We start from the raw sequence: 24,365 nt of genomic DNA on the forward strand, positions 1-24,365 counted from the left end.
TAGGTTTTAGTGGTTCTTTAAATTGCCTTGACACTGCTAAAAGATTAGTACTAGAAAGTTAATGTGAAGACTTTTCGCTTACGATCCACATGCTCCACTAAAACCTAACACCTTGTCCCTAAAACCTATAACCTATAACCTAATTCTCCCTGTTAATCGTCCAGCAGCGAAGGCCTTCTCTTGTTTGAGCAATCAGTTCTTTTTGTCCATCACCGTTTAAATCTGTAATAATCGGATACTTCATTCCGGATGTGGGTATTCCAAATAAACGTTCTCCGGTCAGCACTTCCCAGGCATAAAGCCGGCCGAACTCAGCCAATGCAACCAGCTCAAGAGTGTTATCCGAATTTATATCGATAAGTTGCGGAGCAAATGTTGTGGAAGCAGGCTGACCGAGACTTTTTGTAAACCGGAGCTCTCCTTCCTTGTTGTATAAGAACAACGACCCATTTAAACTTTGGGTAATCAGTAAGTCATTCCGATAAAACCCGGTGCTGTCTCTGAGCAAAATGTTCTCCCGATAGTCAACGGATGAAAGCTCATTATTGGCTATGTAGAGTGAACGTATGGAAACGGAATCTTCAGAAATAGTAGTTGCCAGAGAATCACTGAAAACCGGATTAATCCCTAACGAATAAAGATAGCCATCAGCTGCACTGGCGGTTACCTGGTTTTCGAAAACGAGTGGGGAGTGGGTGAATCGAGCATTCACAAATTGTGGATATCCCGGGCGCGTGTTTCCACTTCTCAACCAGCTATGTAAGGCATTTTCAGAAAAAGCCCAGACCGACCAAACATCATCCAGAAGTGAAAATACCGGTTGTGACTGAACAGTTGCATTGGTGTTTTGAGGCCATCCGCGTACGTTTTCACCTCTCCCGTCCAGAACATGAACTTTCCTATCTTCGGTGGCTACGACAATTTCAGGGACACCGTTTCTAAGAACATCCTGAACTAAAATAGGAGCTGTAATTGGCTCGTTCATTTCAAGCGGGAAACGCGGAAGCAGGTTTCCGTTCTCGTTCCAGGCAAAGATTTTAGAGCCGGCCGCCAGGAAAATGATTTGTTGCCCGTTTCCGTACCAATCGTATAATTGAGGACCTCCAATGGGTGCGAGTCCATCGGTTGATGTTTGCATAGCAATGGTGCCGTCCAAAGCAAGAGCCATCACCCGGCCGTCCTGAGTTGAGAAAATGATTTCATCCGTACTGCTTCCAACTAAATCACCTAACACCGGTTTGCCGCTTAGCTCAAAATTGGATAGCGGCATGACCCATAATTCTTCATATGGCAGGCTCGACCCTTCTTTTGAGTAGGTGTTCAGCGTCAGGTTTATTGCATTGTTTTGGGTAGTCATCGTCATCGTTGTGATGTCGAAGCGACTGAGTAAACCGGCAACAGAAGTCTCCGTTTTCACATAGGGCCGGATGAATTGGAGAAAGTCGTTTGAGGCCGACCATACAAATCCACTCACTTCCTCAGGCAGGTTATCTCGTACATTTGAATAGGTTTCATCATAATAGATAACCCGCCGGCGGATTCGATCTGCATTCACGCTTTCAGCCAGTCCTTTTCGCTTTGCGATAACCACTATATCATTTGAAAAGGCAAGGTAAAAATCCCGCAGCGTGCTCATTTCAGATCCGATCAGCTTACCCATCACGCTGCTGCTGATTTGATACGTATTATCCTGAAAATTAATCAGTCCATCGCGTACCAACCTATTGAGTTGGCTCCGGAAAGAATTTCGGTCTTTAAGCTTTCGCATAACCAAAAACTCGCCGGTTGAGAGTAGCCCGGATTCCGGGAAAGCCTCGAAAGCAAATTCTGATGCCAGAGTGTTAGCCAGGTTTTGGTACAGGCTGATATTCTGAAGCAATACCGAATCAAGTTTAGTGGTGATGGTATTGGTTGGCTCTACAGGAACCGAAACGGGAGGTAGCCTAAACAGGGCAAAAGCTGCAGCGTTGCTTGCTATATGCCGATCGAGAGTGATGGGTTTGTTCTCATAAGAGAAAGCGTCCACTAAAATAGAATGCCGGTCTTCGGCCAGTTCGATATTTCCGGAAAGCTGGATATTATTGGTAGAGTCTGAATAGGAATCGAAAGTAAAGGCTGCGGGTTGAGTGCCCGAGAAAGAAGACATTACGGCCGGGCGATTAATGACCGTTGCAAACTGTTCAACCCAATGATCTAATTGCGGGGTATTCAACACAAGCGTGGAAGCCGGAGGGTTTTGCTGAAGCTGAATCGAAGGTTTATCACCGAGAAAAGCACGTAATGAGTTTTCTATAATCAGGCTCGATTCCGACAAAATAAGATAGTCATTTACCTGTGCTGCATAAATTTCCGTCTTATTGAAGAATAATTTATGAATGATGAACCCTTTAAATTCGTAATTATTCTGAGTGAACGGCTGATAAAACCTGGATGCCCATTGGCTCAAATCTGAGGAAGATGAACCCGTAATCCACAAAAAATTGGAGTGGAGGGAGGTAGCCGGATACAGAGCCACCGCTTTTATACTTAAGGGGTTATCCATTTCAGCATCGATGCCGGCCACTTGCTGCAGGGCCGATGGCGTTAAATCATCAAGGTAAGTGGCATACTCTTTGGTAATGATTTCTTGTACATTCAGTCCATCCTCGGGTACTACCAAAAAAGTGGCTTCCTCAGGAATTAATGCAAACCATTCATTATCCGGTGCGGATGAGCAGGCAGCTATAAGGCTAATGGAAAAAAAAGTAATTAAGAGTTGAAAAAGGCGTTGCATCAATAAGAAATAATAAGCTGTTTAGGTCTTGGTTCTGTATTGGCTAATTTCCGGGACTATAAAAAGTTCCGTATCAAAGAAATAAAGGTAACATTTTTTGAGCGCTAAATGAGTTTTCTAAATCCAATTTTTTTATTTGCGTTAATTGCGGTGGGTTTGCCCCTGCTCATTCATCTGCTTAACCTTAAGCGTCCGCAAAAAATAGCCTTTTCTACACTGGCATTTTTTCAGGAACTGAAGAACACCACCATCCGGCGAATCCGTATCAAGCGTTACCTTCTTTTGATATTGCGATTACTGGCTATTGCCTGCCTGGCGCTGGTGCTGGCACGTCCTTTTTTACCGCCCGGATTATCGGGTGGAGGAACTACCCAAGCCCCGGCATTAAACGCAATTTTGCTGGACAATAGTATAAGCATGTCGAGAATTGGGAAGCAAGGTCCCTTATTTGAATACGCCCGGGAAATTATCGGCGATATCGAAAGTTCTGCCAAAGATGAGGACCGGTTTATGCTGCAGCTTACAAACGGAGAAGGAGAATACAGCAATATTCTGAGCTGGGCCAACCTGCTTAGAACCGTGGATGAAGTTGAGATTAAATCCTCCGGCAATTTTACGCTGAACAGGCTGACGGGATTGATTGAGTCAGTCAAAGAAGCCCCCTATCAGAACAAGAATATTTTTGTGATTACGGATGGGCAGCTGAGTCAGCTGGATGACCTGCGTGACCTGGACATGGAAGATGTTTCTGTGAGTATTATTGATGTGGGAGAAGTAGAGGTTCAAAACACGATGATTTCTGATATTTCTACGTCCACCAATATGATTGGTACCAATATCCCATTTACCCTGAATGTGGAGCTGGCGAATGAAAGTGATGTGGCGGCGGTAAATCAATTTGTGTCGCTGGAATTTGAAGAGCAAAATGCCGGTCAGTACTCCATTGCTTTGGCTCCCAACGAGAGAAAAACCTACACTTTTGAAATCACTCCATCCCAAACAGGTTCATCCAAAGGAAAGCTGATTATTGAAGGAGATGAGTTTCAACCTGATAATGAGTATTATTTTACCGTTCAGGTTCCGGAAACGCGAAATGTATTGTGGGTAAGTGAGGAGAACCGAAATCCGCAGTTTATTTCTTATACCGGGGCTATGCTCCGTGTGGCAGGAGAAAATGACGCCCAGCTTTCTTATCAGGAAGCAACACCGGACATATTTGAAACCGCAAACCTCAGCGAATTTGATGCGGTGCTGCTGGATGGAGTAGAATCGATCCCCGAATACAGCTTTCAAGCCCTGCAAGAGTATGTGCAAAATGGCGGGGGAGTGATGTTTTTCCCTTCTGAAAACGGAAATATCAATAATTATAATAATCTGTTTGCTCAGTTCAATGCCGGAAGGTTTGCGGGTATTCAGGGAGAATATGCCTCCTTTAGCGCTGTGGCAACTGCAGATGAATTGCTGGAAGATCATCCCGCATTTACCGGACTGTTTGAACGGGAGCAAAATGAACAGCTTCGGTTCACCAATCCCGATATTTATTATTACCTGAAGTTAGTAACAAACTCTTCGGGCACCGGATTCGATTTATTGAGCATGAACAACGGGGATGTTCTGGTTCATGAAAAACGATTTGGCGAGGGAAGTCTGCTTATTGCAACCATAGGAAACGATCCGGGCTGGTCTAATTTTCCGGTCAAGCCTCTTTTTGCCCCTTTCTACTATCGCATACTGCTGTATTCGGCTTCATCCGACCAGGGTGGGTTTGCTAATCATCAATTGGGGAACACTTTTAGCTGGAGAGGAAACATTGACGGAGAAAATGCCGTTATTAAAGTAGGTGAAGACGAAATTAAGCCGACCGTAGATGTAGTTTCATCGGGCATCCGGCTCCGGTACCCTGCCGAAGAATGGACACCCGGCTGGGTTACGGTTACCGATGGTGAAAAACAATACGTATTGTCGGCAAACCTCAGCGCCGATGAATCTGATTTTTCAGAAACCAATGAGCAGCAGCTTGAAAATTTGATTGAAGACGCAGAAATAAGCTGGGTTCAAACAACCGAGCTCAATGAGGAAGAATTACAGAATGAAATTATGGCCTCAGGATTCGGTAAAGAAATATGGAGCTGGTTTATGTTGGCAGGCTTGTTATTTTTAATACTGGAATCGTTAGTGTCTATATGGTATAAAGCTGAAACCGTAAGTTAATGGAAGAGATACTCTCACTTTTTTTTCGCGGTGTGATTGTGATGTTTACCATTGCATCCACTTTGCTGGCCGGATATTCTTTTCAGAATAAACTTCGGTTACGGAAAGTGCGCCTGAGCTGGCGGGCCGGGAAGCTGCAGGGGTATCCGCTGTTTGCCACTGTATTTCTGGGAATTGTACTGGGGCTGTCGGCCATTGTGGTATTTACCGGCGACATTGCCCGGTTCCCGATTTTCTTTGCCTACGCCTGGATCGGCACGATGTGGTTTATTTCCAGTTATCTGGCTTCCAAGTATTATATCACCGACTACGGCATTGTGAAGAACATAAATGAACCCTCTCAAACTATTCCCTGGTTTCAAATTCTGGATTATGTGGAAAGGCCGGAAAAAAACGGGGTTGAATACCTGTTTAACTACTCAGAAATGGACAAATCGCTGATTGAAGGGTATAAACAGCTAAAACTATTTGTGCCACGGAACCGATATAAAGCAGTGAAAAAAATTGTATCTTTAAAACTGGAAAATAAGATTGAAGGACAAGCGATACCCGATATCGACCTCAAGAGAATTCAGGAAGACTAATTAAGAAAACACCCATTTGTTAGACGACGTTAAAAATTCCGATATAGAACGAGAACGAGTTGTATTGGTAGGTTTGTATGGACCTGAAACCACGAGATTTCAGGCGGAAGAATATTTAGACGAGCTTGAACTACTTGCCGATACAGCCGGGGGAATTACGGTAGAAAAAGTACTTCAGAACAAAACGCACCCCGACCCTTCCACGTATGTAGGTAAAGGTAAACTTAGTGAGTTGAAGCGCATCATGGGAGAGGAGCGCATTGATACCGTAATTTTTGATGATGACCTTTCTCCCACGCAAATACGAAATGTAGAAAAAGGCACGGATGCTAAAGTACTGGATCGAAGTTCACTGATTCTTGACATTTTTGCAGCCCGTGCTAAAACAGCTGCAGCTAAAACACAGGTGGAACTTGCCCAGCTGGAATACCTGCTCCCGCGACTTACCCGATACTGGACTCACCTTTCCCGACAAAAAGGAGGGATTGGAACAAAAGGTCCGGGTGAAACCCAGATTGAGACCGATAGAAGGCTGATTGGCCGGCGCATTTCTGTGCTAAAAGATAAGCTTGAAAAGCTGAGCAAGCAGCGAACCACGCAGCGTAAAGGTCGTGAGGGAATGAACAGAGTATCGCTGGTTGGATATACCAATGCCGGTAAATCCACCCTGATGAATGCCCTGACTGAAACAGGAGTGTTTGCCGAAGACCGGCTTTTTGCTACTCTTGATTCCACTGTTCGCCGTCATGAGCTTGAAAACCATTCGGTACTTCTGTCTGATACTGTAGGATTTATCCGAAAGCTGCCCCATAATCTGGTAGAGAGTTTTAAATCTACTTTAGATGAAGTTCGGGAAGCCGATATACTGTTACATGTAGTGGATGCATCTTCCAAAATGGCTCAGGAGTATATTGAAGTGGTGGAAGAGACCCTGGAAGAGATTGAAGCCACGAACAAAAAAACCATTTTAGTATTCAATAAAGTGGATAAAATGGATGCAAACCAGGTTGCAGATATGAAAAGGATGTATCCGAATGCAGTGTTTGTGTCTGCTGAACAGCGAATTGGCCTTAAAGAGCTGGAAAACAGTATCGAGGAGATGATTGAGCTCGATTATAGCCGTCATACACTGCAAATTCCGGTTTCAAAATACAAAGCAGTTGCTTTTATTCATGAAAACGCCAACGTTGAAGAGGAAACATACGATGGTACCGATGTTGAATTAACGTTCAGTATCGCCAAAAAAGATTTTAAGCAATTATCCCATTTGTTGGATACTATTGGTGCTAACGGCGAAGTTGTATAGTCACTTATGTTAATAAACGAAATCCTGAATACAGACATATCACCCCTTCATATCGAAGACACGGTAGCTACGGCACTGATGAAAATCGATTTGTTGCACACCACAAAGTTTGCCGTTGTGGATGCCGACAACAAGGTGGTGGGCATGGCTTCGCTGGACAAGCTGATTGAAGTAGTAGATGAAAATTCCCAGCTTTCGGATGTAGAGTTGGAAGACCCTATTTTTGTACCGTACAATCAGCATTTATTTGAAGCCTCCCGAATTATGCTGGCTAAAGAGTTATTTCTGCTTCCCGTCACTGATGAGGAGATGAAATTCCAGGGCATGATTAAAAAACGGGATGTATTGAGCGCTCTGGGTGATGTATTCAACCTTTCAAGTTTTGGATCTGTTATAACCGTGGAACTGGACCAGGTAGATTTTACCCTTTCAGATTTGGTTCGCATCATCGAAATGGAAGGGGCAAAGATATTGGGAGTGGCTGTTCAACAACCCAATGCCAAAAATCAGGCCTACCGCGTATCCTTTAAATTAAACCTCGAAGACTCTTCCGTAGTAAGCGCAGGATTGCGCCGCTTTGGATACACAATTACATCTGAAGCCAATAGCGAGGTGCTGGAGCATAATTTTTCTGACCGCGCGGATGAACTTATTCGCTATCTTGACATATAAGAAGTAACAATTAACCTTATTTATTCTGACGAGTTCATGCACGTCGTCCCCAAAAGCAGCCTTCTTACTTTTCTTATTACAATAATTCTGGTGAATGTGCTCCCCGCACAAGATATACCCTCACCGTCAACCCAATTATATGAAAGAGGGATTAACCTGTACGAGAATGGTTTTTTTGAGGAGGCCATTGAACGATTTGAGCAGTTTAGCTCCGAATATCCCAATCATGAAATGCGCATTTCGGCGGACTATTATTTAGCGAGAGCTAAAACCGGTGTCGATTCTTCCGGCATAGAAACCTACTACAAACAATTTGTGCAAGAATATCCCGGAAGTGATCTCTCCGAAAAGCTGCTTAAAGATCTGGGGCATCGCTTTACGGATACGGGGCGGTATGAGGAAGCCATCGGCTATTATCAGCAGGCTATTGAATCATGGATGAAAGACACCGAGTCTGCAAAAACGAAATACTGGATAGCGGAAGCAGCGGCTGAAAACAAAGATTATGCCGATTCCCGTGTTTATTTCATGGAATTGGCCAATGATTTTCCGGATTCTGAATGGGCACCAAAGGCCTTGTACGCCCGGGGAAGGCTCTACCTGTCACAACAGCAGTATAATGCCTCTTCTATTGCTTTTGAAGTGCTCAAAGAGCGTTATCCCAATAACGAGATAACCCGAAGAGTGGGTACTGCTTTGGGTGAGTCATATTACATGCAGGGCAAATATGAAGATGCTATCGAAGCATTAAACAGCGCTTTACCGTACCTGGAAGGGGAGTCTCAGCAAAAAGCTGTATTCCTGATTGCTGAAAGTCAGAATTTCCTGGGACTATATGATGCAGCATCGAAATCATATCTGCGCTACATCAATATGACAAAGGGAACACCGCAGGAGCGTATCGCCCATTATGGATTGGGATGGGTGTATAACAAACAGGAGATTTATCACTGGGCGGCAGAGTCGTTTGGAAAAGCAGCCGTTGGAGACGATGAAATAGCTCGAAAGGCTCAATACTATAAAGCGGCAAATGAAAAACTTGGCGGGCAGTATCGCAAATCCATCAATTCATTCCGGGAATTTGGAGAACGTTATAAAGACGGACTTTGGGTTGAAAGGGCTTATTATGAATGGTCGGTGTCGGCTTTTCAGGCGTCACTTTACGGAGAGGCCATTGAAGTGTTGTTAGATTTGGTGCGCAGTGATGTAGAACTTGAGGAGCCGGCCAAAATTTATACCATGCTTGGGGAAGCCTTTTTTGCTAATGCGGAATATACTCGTGCCATTCAGGCTTTTGAAGAAGCAGAGAAAGTAGGGAATATCGATCCCGCACTTAAGCGACAGGCGCGATTTCAGAAAGCCTGGATTTTATATAGAAATCAGGCTTATCAGCAGGCACAGCCTATATTTGAGTCGGTTTATGCAGAAACGCCCGATTCTGAGGTAGGGCGGGAAGCCTTGTTCTGGAGTGCCGACAGCTATTACAAAATGAACCAGTTTAGCAGCGCCGCTCAACGCTTCCGGATGTACACCCAAAACTACCCTGACAATGAAATGATGGGCCCGGCGCTGTATTCACTGGGCTGGAGTTATTTTGAAATGGGTCAATACGAAAATGCCGTTGGCCCGCTGGAAGATTTCCTCGAGAATTACGAAAAGCCGGAAACAGCTCTGTTCCCATATGACACGGATACTCAGCTTCGTGTCGGTGATGCCTATTATGCTTTGGGCCAGTACCGGCAGGCAATTGCCAGTTACAATCAGGCCATTGGTGCAGAGCCGGGTGGCGATTATGCCATGTTCCAGATAGCAAACAGTTATTACCGGGCAGGACGTACCTTTGAGGCAGTTTCTAACTTCCGGAAGATGCTGAGGATTTATCCTTTCAGCCGACTGAGAGAACAGGCTCAATATAATGTGGCCTACATCTACCTGAACACGAATAATTACTCGCAGGCGGTCGAAGAGTTTCAAACGGTGATTAACAAATATCCGGGCACCGATTGGGCGGCACGTTCACAATACAACATCGGGGATGCCTACTACAATGCAGGTGAATATGAGCGAGCCATAGCTGCCTACCAAAAAGTATTGGACGATTACCCGAGAAGCAGTTACATCATTGAGGCGATTAATGGTATTCAGTATGCGCAATTATCAGCCGGAAGATCAGACAGCAGTTCGGTGATTTTGGAAGAATTCCTGAGCGATAACCCAACCAGTTCCACTGCCGACCAACTGCGATACCGACAGGCATTGAATGTGTTTCAGTCAGGCGATTACGAAAATGCGATAAAAGAATTCCGGCAGTACCTGAGGGTTACGAATTCAGAAAGACTCATGTCCGAAGCCTATTCAAATCTTGGTGAAGCCTATCGTCAACTGGGTCAGATTGATAATGCCATCAATGCGTACCAAACCATAGTGGATGAATTTCCGAATGATGATTTGGCATCCTCGGCACTTACATCACTTGGAACGCTGAATTTTGAGCGGGGTGAGTACGACCTATCCCACGCAAACTATGCACAGCTGTTGGAGTCCGCTCCACGGTTCAGACAGGAAGCTTATGTTGGAATGGGTAACGCCAGTCTGGCCCAAGAAAAAATTGATCAGGCGAAAGAAGAATATGAGTCGGCCCTGCAGGTGAATGCGAACAACGAAGCTGCCAAAGTGGGACTGGGCAAAGTAGCGCTGGCAAATGATAATTATGACGAAGCCCGCGACCTGCTCTTCCCAATTGCCGAAAGAAGTACTACCGAAATTGGCGCTGAAGCCCAATATTATCTCGGTAAAATTCTTCAGGAACAAAACGACTTTAACACTGCCATTGAAGAATATGCCAAAGTGAAGGTTCTATTTGAGGCTTTTGATTACTGGGTTTCTGAGTCGATGTACGCCACGGCGGAATGCCATATTCGCCTGGGCAACCGCGGAGAAGCTATGACCGTTCTTAATTCCATTATCAATAATTACCCGGGTACCGAAGCAGAGCAAAAAGCTCAGAGATTGCTAAGCCAAACAGATTCATGATTAAAAAGATTACTCCGGCTTCATCCTTAAAAGGTGAACTCACATTACCTCCAGACAAATCAATCTCTCAACGCGCTGCCATTTTTTCGCTATTGCATGATGGCGTTTCGGAGGTGAAAAATTATTCACGGGCCCAGGATCCACAAAGCACATTAAGCTGCGTCCAGCAACTTGGAGCTGAAGTGAAAGAGGAAAACGGCACTCTCATTATAAAAGGAACAGGAAGAAAGAACATCAAAACCCCGGTTAAAGATCTTGATTGTGGTAATTCGGGTACAGCCATGCGCTTGCTTTCGGGAGTATTAGTTGGAGCCAAAATTTCAGCGAAGCTGGTAGGGGATGAATCCCTTTGCGGGCGCACTATGACACGAATTATCAAACCGCTGGAGAAAATGGGGGCACATATCCTGGCTCGGAACGGTGCTTATGCTCCGCTTTTCATTAACAGGAATGAACCGCTGAAGCCCTTGCAGTTTGAACTTCCGATTCCGAGTGCCCAGTTAAAGTCGTGTGTGTTATTAGCCGGTTTATTTGGAGAAGAGTTAACGCAGGTTATTGAAATTTTGCCAAGTCGTGATCATACTGAAAGGTTACTGAATCTCGACCAAAAAGTGGTTCAGGATCGCAAAATCATTTCGGCAAGTCTGGCGGATGAGATTCCCAATCAAAGCTACACCATACCGGGAGATTTTTCTGCCGCGGCTTTCTGGCTGGTTGCCGGCGCTATTCAAAATGATGCGGAAATTAAGATCGGGAACGTGGGACTGAACCCTTCCCGAAATGCCCTGCTGGATATTTTAGATGAGATGGGCGCAGACATCACCATAGAAAATGAGCGTATGGAAGGTGCCGAACCGGCCGGGGATATTATCGTGAAAGGTTCGGATTTGAAAGCGATTGAGATCGACCCAAAGATGATCCCCAACTGTATCGATGAACTGCCCATACTATCGGTGGCTATGCTTTTTGCAGAAGGTACTTCCACTATATCGGGCGCGGAAGAACTTCGCCACAAAGAAACCGACCGTATCATGGCAATGGCTAACATGCTGAATGCCGTGGGGGCCAACTTCGAGGAAAAAGAAGATGGTTTAATTATTCATGGAGACCCGGATTTTTCATTTTCCTCCGCGAATTTTGAATCCTATCATGACCATCGTATTGCCATGGCTGCTGCTGTTCTATCACTTAAAGGAAGTCAAGAGAGCTCAATCAAAGATGCCGAAAGTGCGGCCGTTTCCTATCCCGGCTTTTGGGAAGATCTTGGTGATTTGGTGATAGAGTGATAAAGTGATGAGTGATGAGTGAGTTTTGACTTATCACAGTTCAATTCAAATCATTAAAATAGAATGACCTGAAACAAGCTTCATTGTTTGAATGATCTACTTCATCACCTAATCACCAAATCACTTTATCACTAAACCAACCCCACTCCTGACAATACGTCCGTCAATACGTCAGTTTTCCCACCGCCCTCCCTGATTGGCATTGCTATTGCTTACTTAAGGGTGAACAAGAATAAATCGGCAAGCACATGGGAGATTTTACAGAATTTGGTATCGAAATTGAGAGACATCTCTCAAAGCTGGGTAAGGATATTCAGCAATTTGTAGAGAAAGTTGTGCCGCTGGCCAACGACGACAAAGATTTTGCTCCTGACTGTGATATCGTAGAGAGTGAAGAAGAATTTAAAATTCTGTTGGATCTTCCGGGACTATCCAAAAAAGAGATTGGAATTTCCCTTAAGAACAATGTGCTGACGGTTAAAGGCGAGCGTGAAATCACTGCCGGAGATGGCGAAGAATTTAAGCGACAGGAACGACGTCGCGGGGCTTTTGCCCGGGCATTTGCGGTACCGCAAAATGTGAATGCGGCCGAAGTGTCAGCCAGCTTCAGAAACGGTGTTTTGACCATCGCCATGCCTAAATCGGAGGCGTTAAAGGACTCACAATCCATACCGGTTAAATAGAATAGGGCCACGAAAGCTCTAAACCACGAAAGAAAAATTAATTTCGTGTTTTAGAGTTTTTGTGGCGAACAAAAGAATATTAAATCAAACAAATAAAACTCAGATTTTAGACCAATGGGAAAAATCATAGGAATTGACTTAGGAACTACCAATTCGTGCGTAGCCGTAATGGAAGGCAACGAGCCGGTGGTGATTCAGAACAGTGAGGGTGGGCGAACTACTCCTTCTGTTGTTGCTTTCACCAAAGACGGTGAACGACTGGTTGGAGCGCCTGCAAAACGTCAGGCCATTACTAATCCGGACAAAACTGTTGCTTCCGTAAAACGATTTATGGGCCGCATGTTTGACGAGGTTAAGGATGAAACCAAGCAGGTTAACTACAAAATTGTAAAAGGCGATGACAACACGGCACGTGTTGAAATTGAAGATCGCAAATACGCGCCTCAGGAAATCTCGGCAATGGTGCTTCAAAAAATGAAGCAAACTGCGGAAGAATATCTGGGCGAGAAAGTAACGGAAGCTGTAATTACAGTTCCTGCTTACTTTAACGATGCCCAGCGTAAGGCAACACAGGAAGCCGGGAAAATTGCCGGACTGGAAGTGAAACGTATTATTAACGAGCCAACAGCCGCTTCCCTGGCTTATGGACTGGACAAAAAAGATGATGACCAAACCATCGTAGTGTATGACCTCGGTGGCGGTACTTTTGATGTGTCCATCCTGGAATTAGGTGACGGTGTGTTTGAAGTGAAATCTACTAACGGTGATACACATCTTGGTGGTGATGACTTTGACCAACGCATCATCGACTTCCTGGCCGATGAGTTTAAGAAAGATGAAGGTATTGACCTTCGCAAAGATCCAATGGCCATGCAGCGACTGAAAGATGCTGCTGAGAAAGCTAAGATCGAACTTTCAAGCTCTCAAAAAACGAACATCAACCTGCCATTTGTGACGGCAACCGATTCAGGACCTAAGCACCTGAACATTGACCTGAGTCGTGCCAAGTTTGAGCAGCTGGCTGATGACCTGATCAAACGGTCTATCGACCCTTGCAAGAAAGCACTGGACGATGCAGGGTTTACCAAGAATGATATCGACCAGGTAATTCTGGTGGGTGGTTCAACCCGAATTCCGAAAATTCAGGAAGCGGTTAAAGAATTCTTTGGTAAAGACCCAAGCAAAGGCGTAAATCCTGATGAAGTAGTCGCAGTTGGTGCAGCTATTCAGGGTGGTGTAATGTCGGGTGATGTGGAAGATGTTGTTCTTCTGGATGTGACCCCGCTTACCCTCGGAATTGAGACCATGGGCGGTGTAATGACACCTCTTATCGAAGCCAACAGCACCATTCCAACCAGCAAGTCACAGACATTCTCAACAGCTGCCGATAATCAGAGCAGCGTAGAGATTCATGTGTTGCAGGGTGAACGAGCTAAGGCGCAGGACAACAGAACGCTCGGTCGTTTCCACTTAGATGGAATTCCGCCGGCACCACGCGGAGTTCCTCAAATCGAGGTTTCCTTTGATATGGATGCCAACGGTGTACTGAACATTAAGGCACAGGATAAAGGAACCGGTAAAGAGCAAAGTATCCGTATTGAATCTTCTTCAGGATTGTCTGATGAGGAAATCGAAAAAATGAAGAAAGCTGCTGAAGAACACGCAGAAGAAGACAAGAAGATTAAAGAGCGTGTTGAGAAACTTAATGAGGCTGACAGTCTTGTATTCTCTACCCGCAAGCAGCTTGACGAATACGGCGACAAGATCTCCGATGACAATAAGAAAGCCATTGAAGATGCTCTTGAAACCCTCGAAAAAGCACATAAAGAAGAAAACATGGACGAGATTGATTCAGCGATTGAAGCTGTAAATCAGGCTTGGTCCGGTGCTTCTGAAGAAATCTACAAAGCTACTCAGGAAGAAGTTGCTGCAGGTGGTGCAGCCGGAGCCGGAGCTGCCGGAGGTCCAACTCCCGGCGCTGATAGTGCATCCGCTTCCGAAGAATCTGATGAAGGCGATGACGCCGTAGATGCAGATTACGAAGTAGTTGACGATGAAGATAAGAAGTAAGTAAAGTATAGCTCACTTACTCACGCAGATAAATCTAATCCCGGCGGGTTTTCCCGTTGGGATTTTTTTGTTTGTGGTAATGATGCTTTGTGGAGTGAGCACGGGTAAGGTAGGTGTGATGGGTGATCTTGATATAAAGAGAATATTACATCAGTGAGGGTCGGTCAGATTCAACTCCATCACCCGGCTCTTTTTGAAAGTGCTATATGAACACGCTCCGGCAGAGCCGAATGATGGAGTTTGCTTTTATTTATAGTCCATCATTCCGCTCAGGTAATTAAGTTGATTTAGTTTGACCAAAAGGGAGCGGGGTGATGGATGGGGTTGATTCGATGTATTCGTTAATAATGCTTTTTGATGGGACACGAATGAGACAGATCGAGCTGATTTTCACCGATGTAGAATATTCTTATTCCGTGGTCATCCAACGTATCCATGTCATCCGTGTTCCATCAAAAGTGTCTTTCAAGCCCAACATTCGTATCTTTGAGGCATGAATATTCTCGGAATTGAATCCTCTTGTGATGATACTTCAGCAGCGGTTTTAACAGCTGAAGGAATAAAATCGAATGTTATTGCTTCGCAGTCTATACACCTCAAATTCGGGGGAGTGGTGCCGGAGCTGGCATCGCGGGCTCATCAAAAAACTATTACACAAACTGTAAACCAGGCGCTGCAAGAAGCAGACGTTTCATTGGATGAAATGGATGCCATTGCCGTAACCCAGGGCCCCGGATTGCTGGGCTCACTGTTGGTTGGAACCTGTTTTGCCAAAGGACTTTCCCTTTCCCGAAACATCCCGCTGATTGGGATTAACCATATGGATGCCCACATCTATGCTAACTTCATCGACCACAGCCCTGAGTTTCCCTTAGTGGCGCTTACGGTGTCGGGCGGGCATACACAGCTGGTGCATGTGCAGTCGGCCTTTGAGCACGAAATTATCGGGCAGACACGGGATGATGCTGCCGGAGAGGCTTTCGATAAAATCGGTAAGCTGCTCAGGCTGCCCTATCCGGCCGGGCCTCACATGGATCGTTTGGCTAAAGACGGGGACCCTAAGTTCCATAAATTTCCGCAGGCTTTGCTTCAGGAGGGATTGGATTTCAGCTTCTCGGGTTTAAAAACCAGTGTATTGTATTACCTGCAGGATAAAGAAGAGGACTGGATTCAGGAGCACATGAATGATATATGCGCCAGCGTTTCCTTTGCGATTGCTGAAGTGTTGGTGAAAAAGTTAAAACGCGCAATTAAAAAAACCGGGGTTAAAACAGTGCTGTTGGCCGGCGGAGTGTCGGCGAATTCCATGCTGAGAGAGAAATCAGAAAAAATGGCCAAAGAAATGGGTGTTCAGCTGTTCTCCCCAAAAATTAGCTATTGCACCGATAACGCAGCCATGATTGCCATCACCGGAAAAATGAAAGCCGAAGCCGGTCAGTTTGATGATCTGGATATGGTTCCCTACGCTTCGCTTTAGGGAATTAAAAATTTAAAGTGAAAAATTTAAAATTAGGGTGCATCCAATTTTAAATTTTGAATTTTTCATTTAAAACTTCTTCGATTCGGCTACGGCGAGTTGGTCTGCCCGTTCATTTAGTTCAATGCCGGCATGGCCTTTTACCTTCACCCATTTTACATCGTGGGGTTTCATAGCTTCCAGCATATCCTGCCACAACTCTTTGTTCTCAACCGGTTTTTTGTCGGCTTTTCTCCATCCGCGTTTCTGCCAGCTGTCAATCCATCCCTGGGTAAAGGCGTTAATAATGAGGGCGCTGTCGCTGTGGATTATGACCGTGCAGGGTTTATTCAATGCGTTTAAGGCCTCAGTTACGGCCTGCATCTCCATTCGGTTATTGGTGGTTTGTGGATCTCCTCCCGACAGTTCTTTCTCTTTTCCATTCCAAATAAGGACGGCTCCCCATCCTCCCGGACCGGGATTTCCGCTACAGGCACCATCGGTGTAAACAATAACTTCCGGCTTCTTAGACATATTTTTTCGTGATTGAACTTAATTTCTGTTTCATCGATTTGGCTTGTTCGGCTACATACTCAGGCCAGTCGCCTTCATCCTTTCCTGCGTAGATAATGCCCCGGCTGGAGTTAATAAGGGGAATTCCGGTATGATGAGTTAATGCTTTTTCAAGTTCCGAAATAGAACCGCCCTGAGCCCCGATGCCCGGAATAAGCAAAGCTCCTTCGGGGTGATACTTTAACACAGAAGAGGCCTCTTCCGCTTGCGTGGCGCCAATAACCATCCCTAAATGGGTATCTGAAAAACGTGATTTTTTCGACAGCTGATCTGCAATGTACTCCGACATGGACTCGAAGTTTTTATAGGGCTGTTTGAGGAAGTCGGAAGCCCCGGAGTTTGAGGTCAAGGCCAGTACATACATACCTTTGGTTTCATCTTTGGAAAAAGCTTCCATCGTTTCGAAACCCATCAGCGGGTTTATAGTGATGGCATCCACATTAAACTCGTCGAAGTATGCTTTTTTGTAATGGTCGGCTGTTGAGCTGATATCGCCTCGCTTGGCATCGGCAATAATGATTTTATTTTCCGGGATGTGCCTGATCACTTCCTCAAATACAGACAATCCGTCTTTACCCAAAGCTTCAAAAAAAGCCAGATTGGGTTTAAAAGCAGCGGCGTGCTCAGCCGTGTAATCGATTACGAGTTTACAGAAATAGCTGACTTGCTCCTCACGAGATTCAAACTGCTGCTTAACAGGATCAGGAAGAAGATCTAGGTTGGGATCAAGTCCTACACATAAGGTAGAGCCGGTTTCTTGTACTGAGGCTCTTAGTTTTTCTGTAAATGTCATGCCATGAAAATTTTTGCTGAAGATAACATTTCTGAAACCCAATGTTTTATTTGAAATGACTGTTAGTGACAAGGTATTAGGTGTTAGGTTTTAGTTTGTTCTTTTAGATAAAAAAGGCAAAAACTAAAACCTAACACCTTGGAACTAAAACCTTTCCTATAAATCATTCTTCTCAGACCCTGAAACAAGCCTGCCTGTCGGCAGACAGGTTCAGGGGTGACAACTTACTTACCGATACACAAAGTGGAAAAACTCTCAATTTTTTATAATCGAACTCAGATGAACAACTTTTTTGCGCTTTCGTGCTTTAGTGGCAAAAACAGAAGCGTTACTTGTATATACTTGTAAAACGATTGGGCTGGTTCGCTAAATTTTTTAGCTTCTTTCACTTCAAATTAAATAAGCCGAATACTATGGAAAAGCACACGTTTGTAAATAAATGGATCAAATTATTGTTCGCCGGGTTGCTGGTAATTTCAATACCTCAGTTGTCAGCTGCTCAGGATGGTGAAGCCGAAGCAGATAGTACCGAAGAAGAGAAGAATAATGATTTACCACTGGAACCCGGTCGTGAATTTTCTTTCAACCTGAATGAAGGATCCTGGATAGCCCTTGATGTGAGCCCGGATGGCAAAACCATAGTATTTGACTACCTCGGTGATCTCTATACCATCCCGATGGAAGGTGGGGAAGCTACCCAATTAACCGAAGGCATGCAGTTCGATAGTCAGCCACGGTTCAGCCCGGATGGGAAAAAGATTGCTTTTATATCGGATGCTTCCGGTGGAGAAGGTGTGTGGATCTATGACTTCGAAACCGAGGAGAAAGAACAGCTTACAAAAGGAAAAGATGATGAGTATCAGTCTCCGGAGTGGATGCCTGATGGCAAGTATGTAATTGCCTCGAAAGATGACCCCGGCAACCACAAGATTTGGATGTATCACATTGACGGAGGCTCCGGTGTGGCTTTGACTGATGAGCCCGGCAACCTGCGTATGTTGGAAGGAGCTTTCGGCGCGGATGACCGTTACATATGGTTTTCGAGACGATTCGGAACCTGGAATTACAATGCCAGTTTGCCCCAATATCAGATTGCTACTTATGATCGTGAAACAGGGGATATTACGGTACAGTCCAATCGCTATGGTTCTTCATTCCGCCCCACACTTTCAAGCGATGGCAAGTGGCTGGTGTATGGTACCCGCCATGATGAGTATACAGGATTGGTAAAAAGAGATCTGGTGACCGGAGACGAAAGCTGGCTGGCCTACCCGGTTCAGCATGATGATCAGGAATCACGGGCTTCCAGAGATGTACTGCCCGGGATGTCGTTCACCCCGGATAACAAGTTTGTGGTTGCCTCTTATGGAGGTAAAATCTGGAAGCTGCCCATTGATGGTGGAGATGCCATTGAGATTCCGTTTTCAGTAAACTCAACCATAGAGCTTGGCCCTGAGCTGGATTTCGACTATCCCATTGAAGATACGCCCCAGTTTGAAATCACACAGATTCGGGATGCTGTTCCTTCTCCGGATGGACGAAAAATTGCCTTCACTGCATTGAATGAAATTTACACCATGGTGCTTCCCGATGGAGAGCCTAAGAAATTGGTGGACCTGGACGAAACTCAGGCTCAACCCGTTTGGTCACCCGATGGAGAATGGATTGCGTTTGTTACCTGGACGCCCGAAACAGGAAAGGTTTATAAAGTTCGGCCAAATGGACGCCGGCTGCAACAACTTAATGAAGAGGAAGGGGTATTCCAGGATCCCGTTTGGAATAACGATGGCAGCCGCATTGTGTTGATCAAAGGTCAGCCTCAGGATTTTCGCAATGCAACTCGAAGGACGGCTTTTCAGGGAACCAGCGATTTAATATGGATTGATGCAGATGGAAGCGAAAACAATTTTATTACCTATACAAATGGTCGGGGAAATCCTCATTTTGTAAAAGGATCAGACCGGATTTATCTGTCGAGCTGGGGAGGGCTTTCCTCCATTCGCTGGGATGGAACTAATGAAAAAGAACACCTGGAAGTAAGCAGGAGCGGAGGAGGTACAGCTTCCTGGATCAGGATGGCTCCCGAAGGAGATCAGGCGCTGGCTCAGGTTCGTAACGACCTGTTTGTGGTGACTGTGCCAAAAGTAGGTGGTGAAGCCCCGGAAATTCGTGTGGGCGGTTCATCCAGTCAATTCCCGAGTAAACAACTTACTGATATTGGAGGGCAGTTCCCTGCATGGAGCTGGGATGCCAATCGTGTACACTGGTCGATCGGGAATGCACACGTTATTTATGACTTTGATGACGAGCAGGCCTATGAAGACAGTGTAAAAGCTGCCAAAGAAATGGAAGAAGAGAAGGCAGAAGATGAAGCCGGGGAGGCTGAATCAGAAGAAGAATCTGACGAAGAAGAGGAGAAAGAAGAAGACAAAGCATACCAACCTCAGGAAATAGAGATTACCGTAATGGCCAACCGTGATATTCCGGAAGGTATTCTGGTGCTTCGCGGTGCAAGACTCATTACTATGAACGGGGACGAAATTATTGAGAATGCCGATTTGGTTATTCAGGATAACCGGATTATTGGGGTTGGCAAACGGGGGGAAGTTACTATCCCGGAGGGTGCTGAGATCATGGAAATGAATGGCAAGACTATTATTCCCGGGTTTGTGGATACACACGCCCATTTCCGGCATCCGGTGAACTTGCACCGGGGTGAGTTTTGGTCGTACCTGACGAATCTGGCCTATGGTGTTATCACCACGCGAGATCCGCAAACAGCTACCACCGATGTACTCACCTATCAGGATTTGGTGCATGCAGGGAAGCTGTTAGGTCCAAGAGTTTACTCTACAGGTCCGGGTGTTTTCAGTAGCGAAGATATCAGTGATTTGGATCATGCCCGGGACGTGTTAACCCGATACAGTAAATATTATGATACCAAGACCATAAAAATGTACGGTGCCGGAAACCGTGAACAACGGCAGTGGATTATTCAGGCTGCGAAAGAGCAGGAGCTGATGCCAACTACAGAGGGTTCACTCGATTTCAAGGAAAACCTGACGCAGGTAATTGACGGTTATCCGGGGCATGAGCACTCTTTTCCGGTGTTCCCCCTGTATAAAGATGTGATTGATCTGGTTGCATTTTCCAGAACGGTTTACACGCCCACCTTGCTGGTTGCTTATGGCGGCCCGTGGGCAGAAAATTACTTTTATGCTATCGAACGTCCACATGATGAACCCAAACTTCAGCGGTTTATGCCCCATCAAAACCTGGACGAGCGTACACGACGCCGAAATGCCGGTTGGTTTATGGAAGAAGAGCATGTATTTGAAGAGCTTTCTGTTTTTGTAAAAGACCTGGTTGAAGCGGGCGGACGTGCCGGAGTTGGAAGTCATGGTCAGCTTCAGGGACTTGGATACCATTGGGAGCTCTGGGCTATGCAGGCCGGAGGAATTTCCGAACACGATATTCTGAAAGTAGCCACCATTCAGGGAGCTGATGGCATTGGGTTGGATCAGGATTTAGGATCTATAGAAGAAGGAAAGCTAGCCGATCTTGTGATACTGAACAGCAATCCGCTGGATAACATCAGAAGTACGGCTGATATCTCACATATTATGAAAAACGGGTATATGTACGAAGCTGAAACGCTGGACGAAGTATTTCCGAATCAGCAAGAGCTACCAACCTTCTGGTGGCAAAATAATGAACCAAGTAATGTTCCCGGTGTCGAAAAGGAATAATGTGTTTAAGTGTTAACGTGTTTAAGATCAAACTACTCTTTAACACGTTAACACACTAACACTTTTCAATTATAGAACTGACTCTTTAAATACCTCTTCAAATCCGTGGGGAGGCCGGTCGAGTGTCCAGGTTTCGAAATAGAAGTGCCGTTCAGATCTGAATTTCTTGCCGTTAATGCTGAAAAAGCGGAAAGTTTCCGGTACCAATTCCTGCAGCGGATAGAACATCTCCGTGTACACGTTCTCCTTTGAGAATATGTGTAGGTCAAATCCGTCTTTCGCCTGCTCTTTGTACACAACGATATGCCCATCCTCCAGGGCTTCTTTCAGCTCCTCCTTCAGATGCCCTACGTTGGAGTTGATATCAATGTGCAGGCTTTCGATGTCCAGGTCTGTTGTTTCTGCAGCCGAAAGCACACATACTTCACCTAATTCCAGCGCAGAGACTGCGTTAGAAATTGAAGCAGCCTTCCCATTTGCTGTGAACACGTTCTTGTCAGGAAATGCCTTCTCAAGGGCAGTTATTACTTTTTCATACCCGGAAATCATGTTCAACCCAAATCGCTCTTGAGCCAAATCGGTTCCCGTTAAGTAGAACTTTGAATAGGTGGGGTCAGGCTTCATGAAATCTTCGAGGGTCGATTCCATCTCATCCGACTTTTTGTTGGGCGTTCGTTCGGCAAGTTTATCCAGCCGCTGGTCGTGATGAAAAAAGAGTTTGAAGATGTCGGTCGAAGTATTCATTGATTAGGGTAACATTCTTTAATAATTGAGTCATTCTGAGGCTTTGCCGAAGAATCTTCAAGAGTCTGATAGTACATCACAATCACTTTATGCAGTTGAAGATCCTTCCCCCGATTCTCGGGATCAGGATGACTTGAGAAAACAAATTGTTTGATTCAAATAACAAAAAAGCCCCGCCCATAATTTATGGGCGGGGCTTTAAAATACGTGCTTTTTAAGCTTAAATCATGGTTGCAATAACAAGGGCTACTACTGACATCAGCTTAAGCAGGATGTTCAGTGAAGGACCGGATGTATCCTTGAAAGGATCACCAACCGTATCACCAACAACACCGGCTTTATGAGGCTCAGAGCCTTTTCCATACTCAACACCGTCGATGGTCACGCCTTCTTCAATCATCTTCTTGGCGTTATCCCATGCACCGCCGGCGTTAGACTGGAAGAGGGCCATAAGTACACCTGCAGAAGTAACACCTGCAAGAAGTCCACCCAGCATCTCCGGTCCGCCAACAAAGCCAAAGAGTACAGGAACGATCACGGCAAGAAGGCCGGGAAGTACCATTTCACGAATGGAAGCTGTGGTTGAAATCTCAACACACTTCTCATATTCAGCTTTACCGTCTGCGGCTTCAAAAGTAGCGCGATCTTCATCTGACCAGTCAGCAAGTTTCTTGCCTTCATTTCTGTTCATCGCACTCAGAGCTTCAGTAAGCTCGGGAATATCTCTGAACTGACGACGAACTTCTTCAATCATACTCATTGCCGCGCGGCCTACAGCCTGCATGGAAAGAGCTGAGAAAAGGAATGGTAGCATGGCACCTACAAAAAGAGCAGCCATTACAGAAGGACGGGTAACGTCAATTCCGGTAAGAGCTACTTCATGAGTTGCGTTATACGCTGTAATGAATGCAGCAAAAAGAGCAAGTGCGGTCAGAGCAGCAGAACCAATCGCAAACCCTTTACCGATAGCAGCCGTAGTGTTTCCTACAGCATCAAGCTTATCAGTACGCTCACGTACTTCCGGCTCAAGCTCAGACATTTCAGCAATACCACCGGCGTTATCAGAAATTGGGCCGTATGCATCAACAGCTAACTGAATACCTGTATTTGAAAGCATACCCACGGCAGCAATTGCGATACCGTAAAGTCCGGCAAATTCATAAGCTCCGATAATGGCAGTAGCAATAATGATAATTGGGATAGCTGTTGAGATCATACCAACACCTAAACCGGCAATAATATTTGTTGCAGATCCGGTTACGGACTGATTGACAATCGACCAAACAGGTTTTGTGCCTGTTCCGGTATAATGCTCGGTAATAAGTCCGATTAACAATCCGGCAGCCAATCCAAAAATAGTGGCCCAGAAAACACCCATAGAGGTAAGGGTTTGTCCACCGAATGTCCATTCAGCAGGAAGCATCCATTGGATGATAAAGAAAGATGCTACCAGCATAACTGCTGCAGAAGCAAATTCACCAATATTCAGTGCAGTTTGAGGATTTCCACCTTCTTTAACGCGTACAAAGAAAGTCCCCAGGATGGAAGTAATGATTCCTGTACCTGCAAGAACCAGAGGAAGTAATACAGCGGAAAGACCGTTGAAGTTGTCACTCCACTCAGGAATAGTCATGAACGCAGCACCCAGTACCATAGAACCAATAATCGATCCTACATAAGACTCAAAAAGGTCGGCTCCCATACCGGCAACATCACCTACGTTATCACCCACGTTGTCGGCAATAGTTGCTGGGTTTAACGGGTGATCTTCAGGAATGCCCGCTTCAACTTTACCTACAAGGTCGGCACCAACATCGGCTGCTTTGGTGTAAATACCACCACCCACACGTGCGAACAGGGCGATAGAAGAAGCACCGAATGAAAATCCGGTTACAATAGCGAGTACTTTATTTACAGCAGCTGCGCCTTCAAGACCGAACAGGTTTCCAAAAAGGATGAACAATCCACTCAATCCTAAAACTCCAAGGCCTACCACGCCAAGTCCCATTACGGAACCACCGGCGAAGGCAACTTCAAGTCCTTTACCAAGGCTGGTACGAGCAGCATTTGTTGTTCTTACATTTGCCTTAGTGGCAACTTTCATTCCAATAAAGCCTGCAAGACCTGAACACAGGGCACCAATTACAAATGAGATGGCAACCATCCAGCTGGAAGTGGTTGGGTCGGCACTGAAAGCAAGAATTACAGCTACAACGGCTACAAAGATAGAAAGTACTTTGTATTCAGCTTTAAGGAAGGCCATGGCGCCGCTCGCAATATGCTTGCTGATGCGTTCCATTTTTTCGGTCCCGATATCTTGTTTAGATACCCAGGAAGATTTAAATGCAGTGTACAAAAGTGCGAGCACCCCTGCCACCGGTATTAGATAGACTAAAGTATGCATTGTTTCCCGTTACGTTAGTTTAAGTTCA

15 protein-coding genes are annotated in these 24,365 nt (G+C 45.4%); 10 read left to right on the plus strand and 5 right to left on the minus strand.

All coding sequences use genetic code 11. The features are described from left to right. Positions 1 to 139: 139 nt before the first annotated feature. Positions 140 to 2,773, minus strand: coding sequence for a hypothetical protein (locus JJ941_RS00085; protein ID WP_290960643.1), 2,634 nt, complete (start codon positions 2,771 to 2,773; stop codon positions 140 to 142). 108 nt (positions 2,774 to 2,881) lie between these two features. On the opposite strand from JJ941_RS00085, the gene JJ941_RS00090 reads away from it, so the two are divergent. The 9 genes from JJ941_RS00090 to tsaD all read left to right on the plus strand — a co-directional run bounded on the left by JJ941_RS00090 (position 2,882) and on the right by tsaD (position 16,095). Then, the gene (locus JJ941_RS00090) at positions 2,882 to 4,984 is read left to right on the plus strand and encodes a BatA domain-containing protein (protein WP_290960646.1); all 2,103 of its coding nucleotides are present in this window, start codon (positions 2,882 to 2,884) and stop codon (positions 4,982 to 4,984) included. Beyond that, complete coding sequence (locus tag JJ941_RS00095; RefSeq protein ID WP_290960649.1) at positions 4,984 to 5,568, plus strand: hypothetical protein; 585 nt, start codon at positions 4,984 to 4,986, stop codon at positions 5,566 to 5,568. Before JJ941_RS00090 ends, JJ941_RS00095 begins: the two co-directional genes overlap by 1 nt. 16 nt (positions 5,569 to 5,584) lie before the next feature. Continuing rightward, on the plus strand, positions 5,585 to 6,874 hold the full coding sequence (gene hflX / locus JJ941_RS00100) for a GTPase HflX (RefSeq protein ID WP_290960652.1): 1,290 nt from the start codon (positions 5,585 to 5,587) through the stop codon (positions 6,872 to 6,874). Between the two features lie 6 nt (positions 6,875 to 6,880). Next, entirely contained in the window at positions 6,881 to 7,546 is a 666-nt protein-coding gene (locus JJ941_RS00105; protein WP_290960654.1) for a CBS domain-containing protein, read from the plus strand. 36 nt (positions 7,547 to 7,582) lie between these two features. Further along, positions 7,583 to 10,579 carry a tetratricopeptide repeat protein gene (locus JJ941_RS00110; protein WP_290960657.1) on the plus strand — a complete coding sequence of 999 codons (2,997 nt, stop codon included), beginning with the start codon at positions 7,583 to 7,585 and terminating at the stop codon, positions 10,577 to 10,579. Continuing rightward, the gene (gene aroA / locus JJ941_RS00115; RefSeq protein ID WP_290960659.1) at positions 10,576 to 11,865 is read left to right on the plus strand and encodes a 3-phosphoshikimate 1-carboxyvinyltransferase; all 1,290 of its coding nucleotides are present in this window, start codon (positions 10,576 to 10,578) and stop codon (positions 11,863 to 11,865) included. The genes JJ941_RS00110 and aroA overlap by 4 nt, the downstream gene beginning before the upstream one ends. A 248-nt stretch (positions 11,866 to 12,113) precedes the next feature. After that, positions 12,114 to 12,548 carry an Hsp20/alpha crystallin family protein gene (locus JJ941_RS00120; RefSeq protein ID WP_255133280.1) on the plus strand — a complete coding sequence of 145 codons (435 nt, stop codon included), beginning with the start codon at positions 12,114 to 12,116 and terminating at the stop codon, positions 12,546 to 12,548. Positions 12,549 to 12,662: 114 nt separating this feature from the next. After that, positions 12,663 to 14,618, plus strand: coding sequence for a molecular chaperone DnaK (gene dnaK, locus JJ941_RS00125; protein WP_290960663.1), 1,956 nt, complete (start codon positions 12,663 to 12,665; stop codon positions 14,616 to 14,618). A 493-nt stretch (positions 14,619 to 15,111) separates the two neighbouring features. Next, entirely contained in the window at positions 15,112 to 16,095 is a 984-nt protein-coding gene (gene tsaD, locus JJ941_RS00130) for a tRNA (adenosine(37)-N6)-threonylcarbamoyltransferase complex transferase subunit TsaD (RefSeq protein ID WP_290960666.1), read from the plus strand. A 69-nt stretch (positions 16,096 to 16,164) separates the two neighbouring features. On the opposite strand, the gene rnhA is transcribed toward tsaD, so the two are convergent. Further along, a complete protein-coding gene (rnhA, locus tag JJ941_RS00135; protein ID WP_255133274.1) occupies positions 16,165 to 16,608 on the minus strand; it encodes a ribonuclease HI in 444 nt (147 codons plus the stop codon). Then, positions 16,601 to 17,440, minus strand: coding sequence for an orotidine-5'-phosphate decarboxylase (gene pyrF, locus JJ941_RS00140; RefSeq protein ID WP_290960672.1), 840 nt, complete (start codon positions 17,438 to 17,440; stop codon positions 16,601 to 16,603). Before pyrF ends, rnhA begins: the two co-directional genes overlap by 8 nt. Positions 17,441 to 17,853: 413 nt before the next feature. On the opposite strand from pyrF, the gene JJ941_RS00145 reads away from it, so the two are divergent. Next, positions 17,854 to 21,189: an amidohydrolase family protein gene (locus tag JJ941_RS00145; protein WP_290960674.1), complete on the plus strand. Its 3,336-nt coding sequence runs from the start codon at positions 17,854 to 17,856 to the stop codon at positions 21,187 to 21,189. Between the two features lie 69 nt (positions 21,190 to 21,258). On the opposite strand, the gene JJ941_RS00150 is transcribed toward JJ941_RS00145, so the two are convergent. Next, complete coding sequence (locus JJ941_RS00150) at positions 21,259 to 21,933, minus strand: hypothetical protein (RefSeq protein WP_290960677.1); 675 nt, start codon at positions 21,931 to 21,933, stop codon at positions 21,259 to 21,261. A gap of 220 nt (positions 21,934 to 22,153) precedes the next feature. Beyond that, positions 22,154 to 24,337 carry a sodium-translocating pyrophosphatase gene (locus JJ941_RS00155; protein ID WP_255133267.1) on the minus strand — a complete coding sequence of 728 codons (2,184 nt, stop codon included), beginning with the start codon at positions 24,335 to 24,337 and terminating at the stop codon, positions 22,154 to 22,156. Positions 24,338 to 24,365 lie beyond the last annotated feature (28 nt).

Origin of the sequence: Gracilimonas sp. (genome assembly GCF_017641085.1) — a bacterium.
Lineage (GTDB): Bacteria > Bacteroidota > Rhodothermia > Balneolales > Balneolaceae > Gracilimonas.

What these genes read in the sequence shown, in the direction of transcription:
- JJ941_RS00085 (WP_290960643.1), bottom strand. Translation starts at nt 2,773, where the DNA reads ATGCAACGCCTTTTTCAACTCTTAATTACTTTTTTTTCCATTAGCCTT.
- JJ941_RS00090 (WP_290960646.1), top strand. Translation starts at nt 2,882, where the DNA reads ATGAGTTTTCTAAATCCAATTTTTTTATTTGCGTTAATTGCGGTGGGT.
- JJ941_RS00095 (WP_290960649.1), top strand. Translation starts at nt 4,984, where the DNA reads ATGGAAGAGATACTCTCACTTTTTTTTCGCGGTGTGATTGTGATGTTT.
- JJ941_RS00105 (WP_290960654.1), top strand. Translation starts at nt 6,881, where the DNA reads ATGTTAATAAACGAAATCCTGAATACAGACATATCACCCCTTCATATC.
- JJ941_RS00110 (WP_290960657.1), top strand. Translation starts at nt 7,583, where the DNA reads ATGCACGTCGTCCCCAAAAGCAGCCTTCTTACTTTTCTTATTACAATA.
- aroA (WP_290960659.1), top strand. Translation starts at nt 10,576, where the DNA reads ATGATTAAAAAGATTACTCCGGCTTCATCCTTAAAAGGTGAACTCACA.
- JJ941_RS00120 (WP_255133280.1), top strand. Translation starts at nt 12,114, where the DNA reads ATGGGAGATTTTACAGAATTTGGTATCGAAATTGAGAGACATCTCTCA.
- dnaK (WP_290960663.1), top strand. Translation starts at nt 12,663, where the DNA reads ATGGGAAAAATCATAGGAATTGACTTAGGAACTACCAATTCGTGCGTA.
- tsaD (WP_290960666.1), top strand. Translation starts at nt 15,112, where the DNA reads ATGAATATTCTCGGAATTGAATCCTCTTGTGATGATACTTCAGCAGCG.
- rnhA (WP_255133274.1), bottom strand. Translation starts at nt 16,608, where the DNA reads ATGTCTAAGAAGCCGGAAGTTATTGTTTACACCGATGGTGCCTGTAGC.
- pyrF (WP_290960672.1), bottom strand. Translation starts at nt 17,440, where the DNA reads ATGACATTTACAGAAAAACTAAGAGCCTCAGTACAAGAAACCGGCTCT.
- JJ941_RS00145 (WP_290960674.1), top strand. Translation starts at nt 17,854, where the DNA reads ATGGAAAAGCACACGTTTGTAAATAAATGGATCAAATTATTGTTCGCC.
- JJ941_RS00150 (WP_290960677.1), bottom strand. Translation starts at nt 21,933, where the DNA reads ATGAATACTTCGACCGACATCTTCAAACTCTTTTTTCATCACGACCAG.
- JJ941_RS00155 (WP_255133267.1), bottom strand. Translation starts at nt 24,337, where the DNA reads ATGCATACTTTAGTCTATCTAATACCGGTGGCAGGGGTGCTCGCACTT.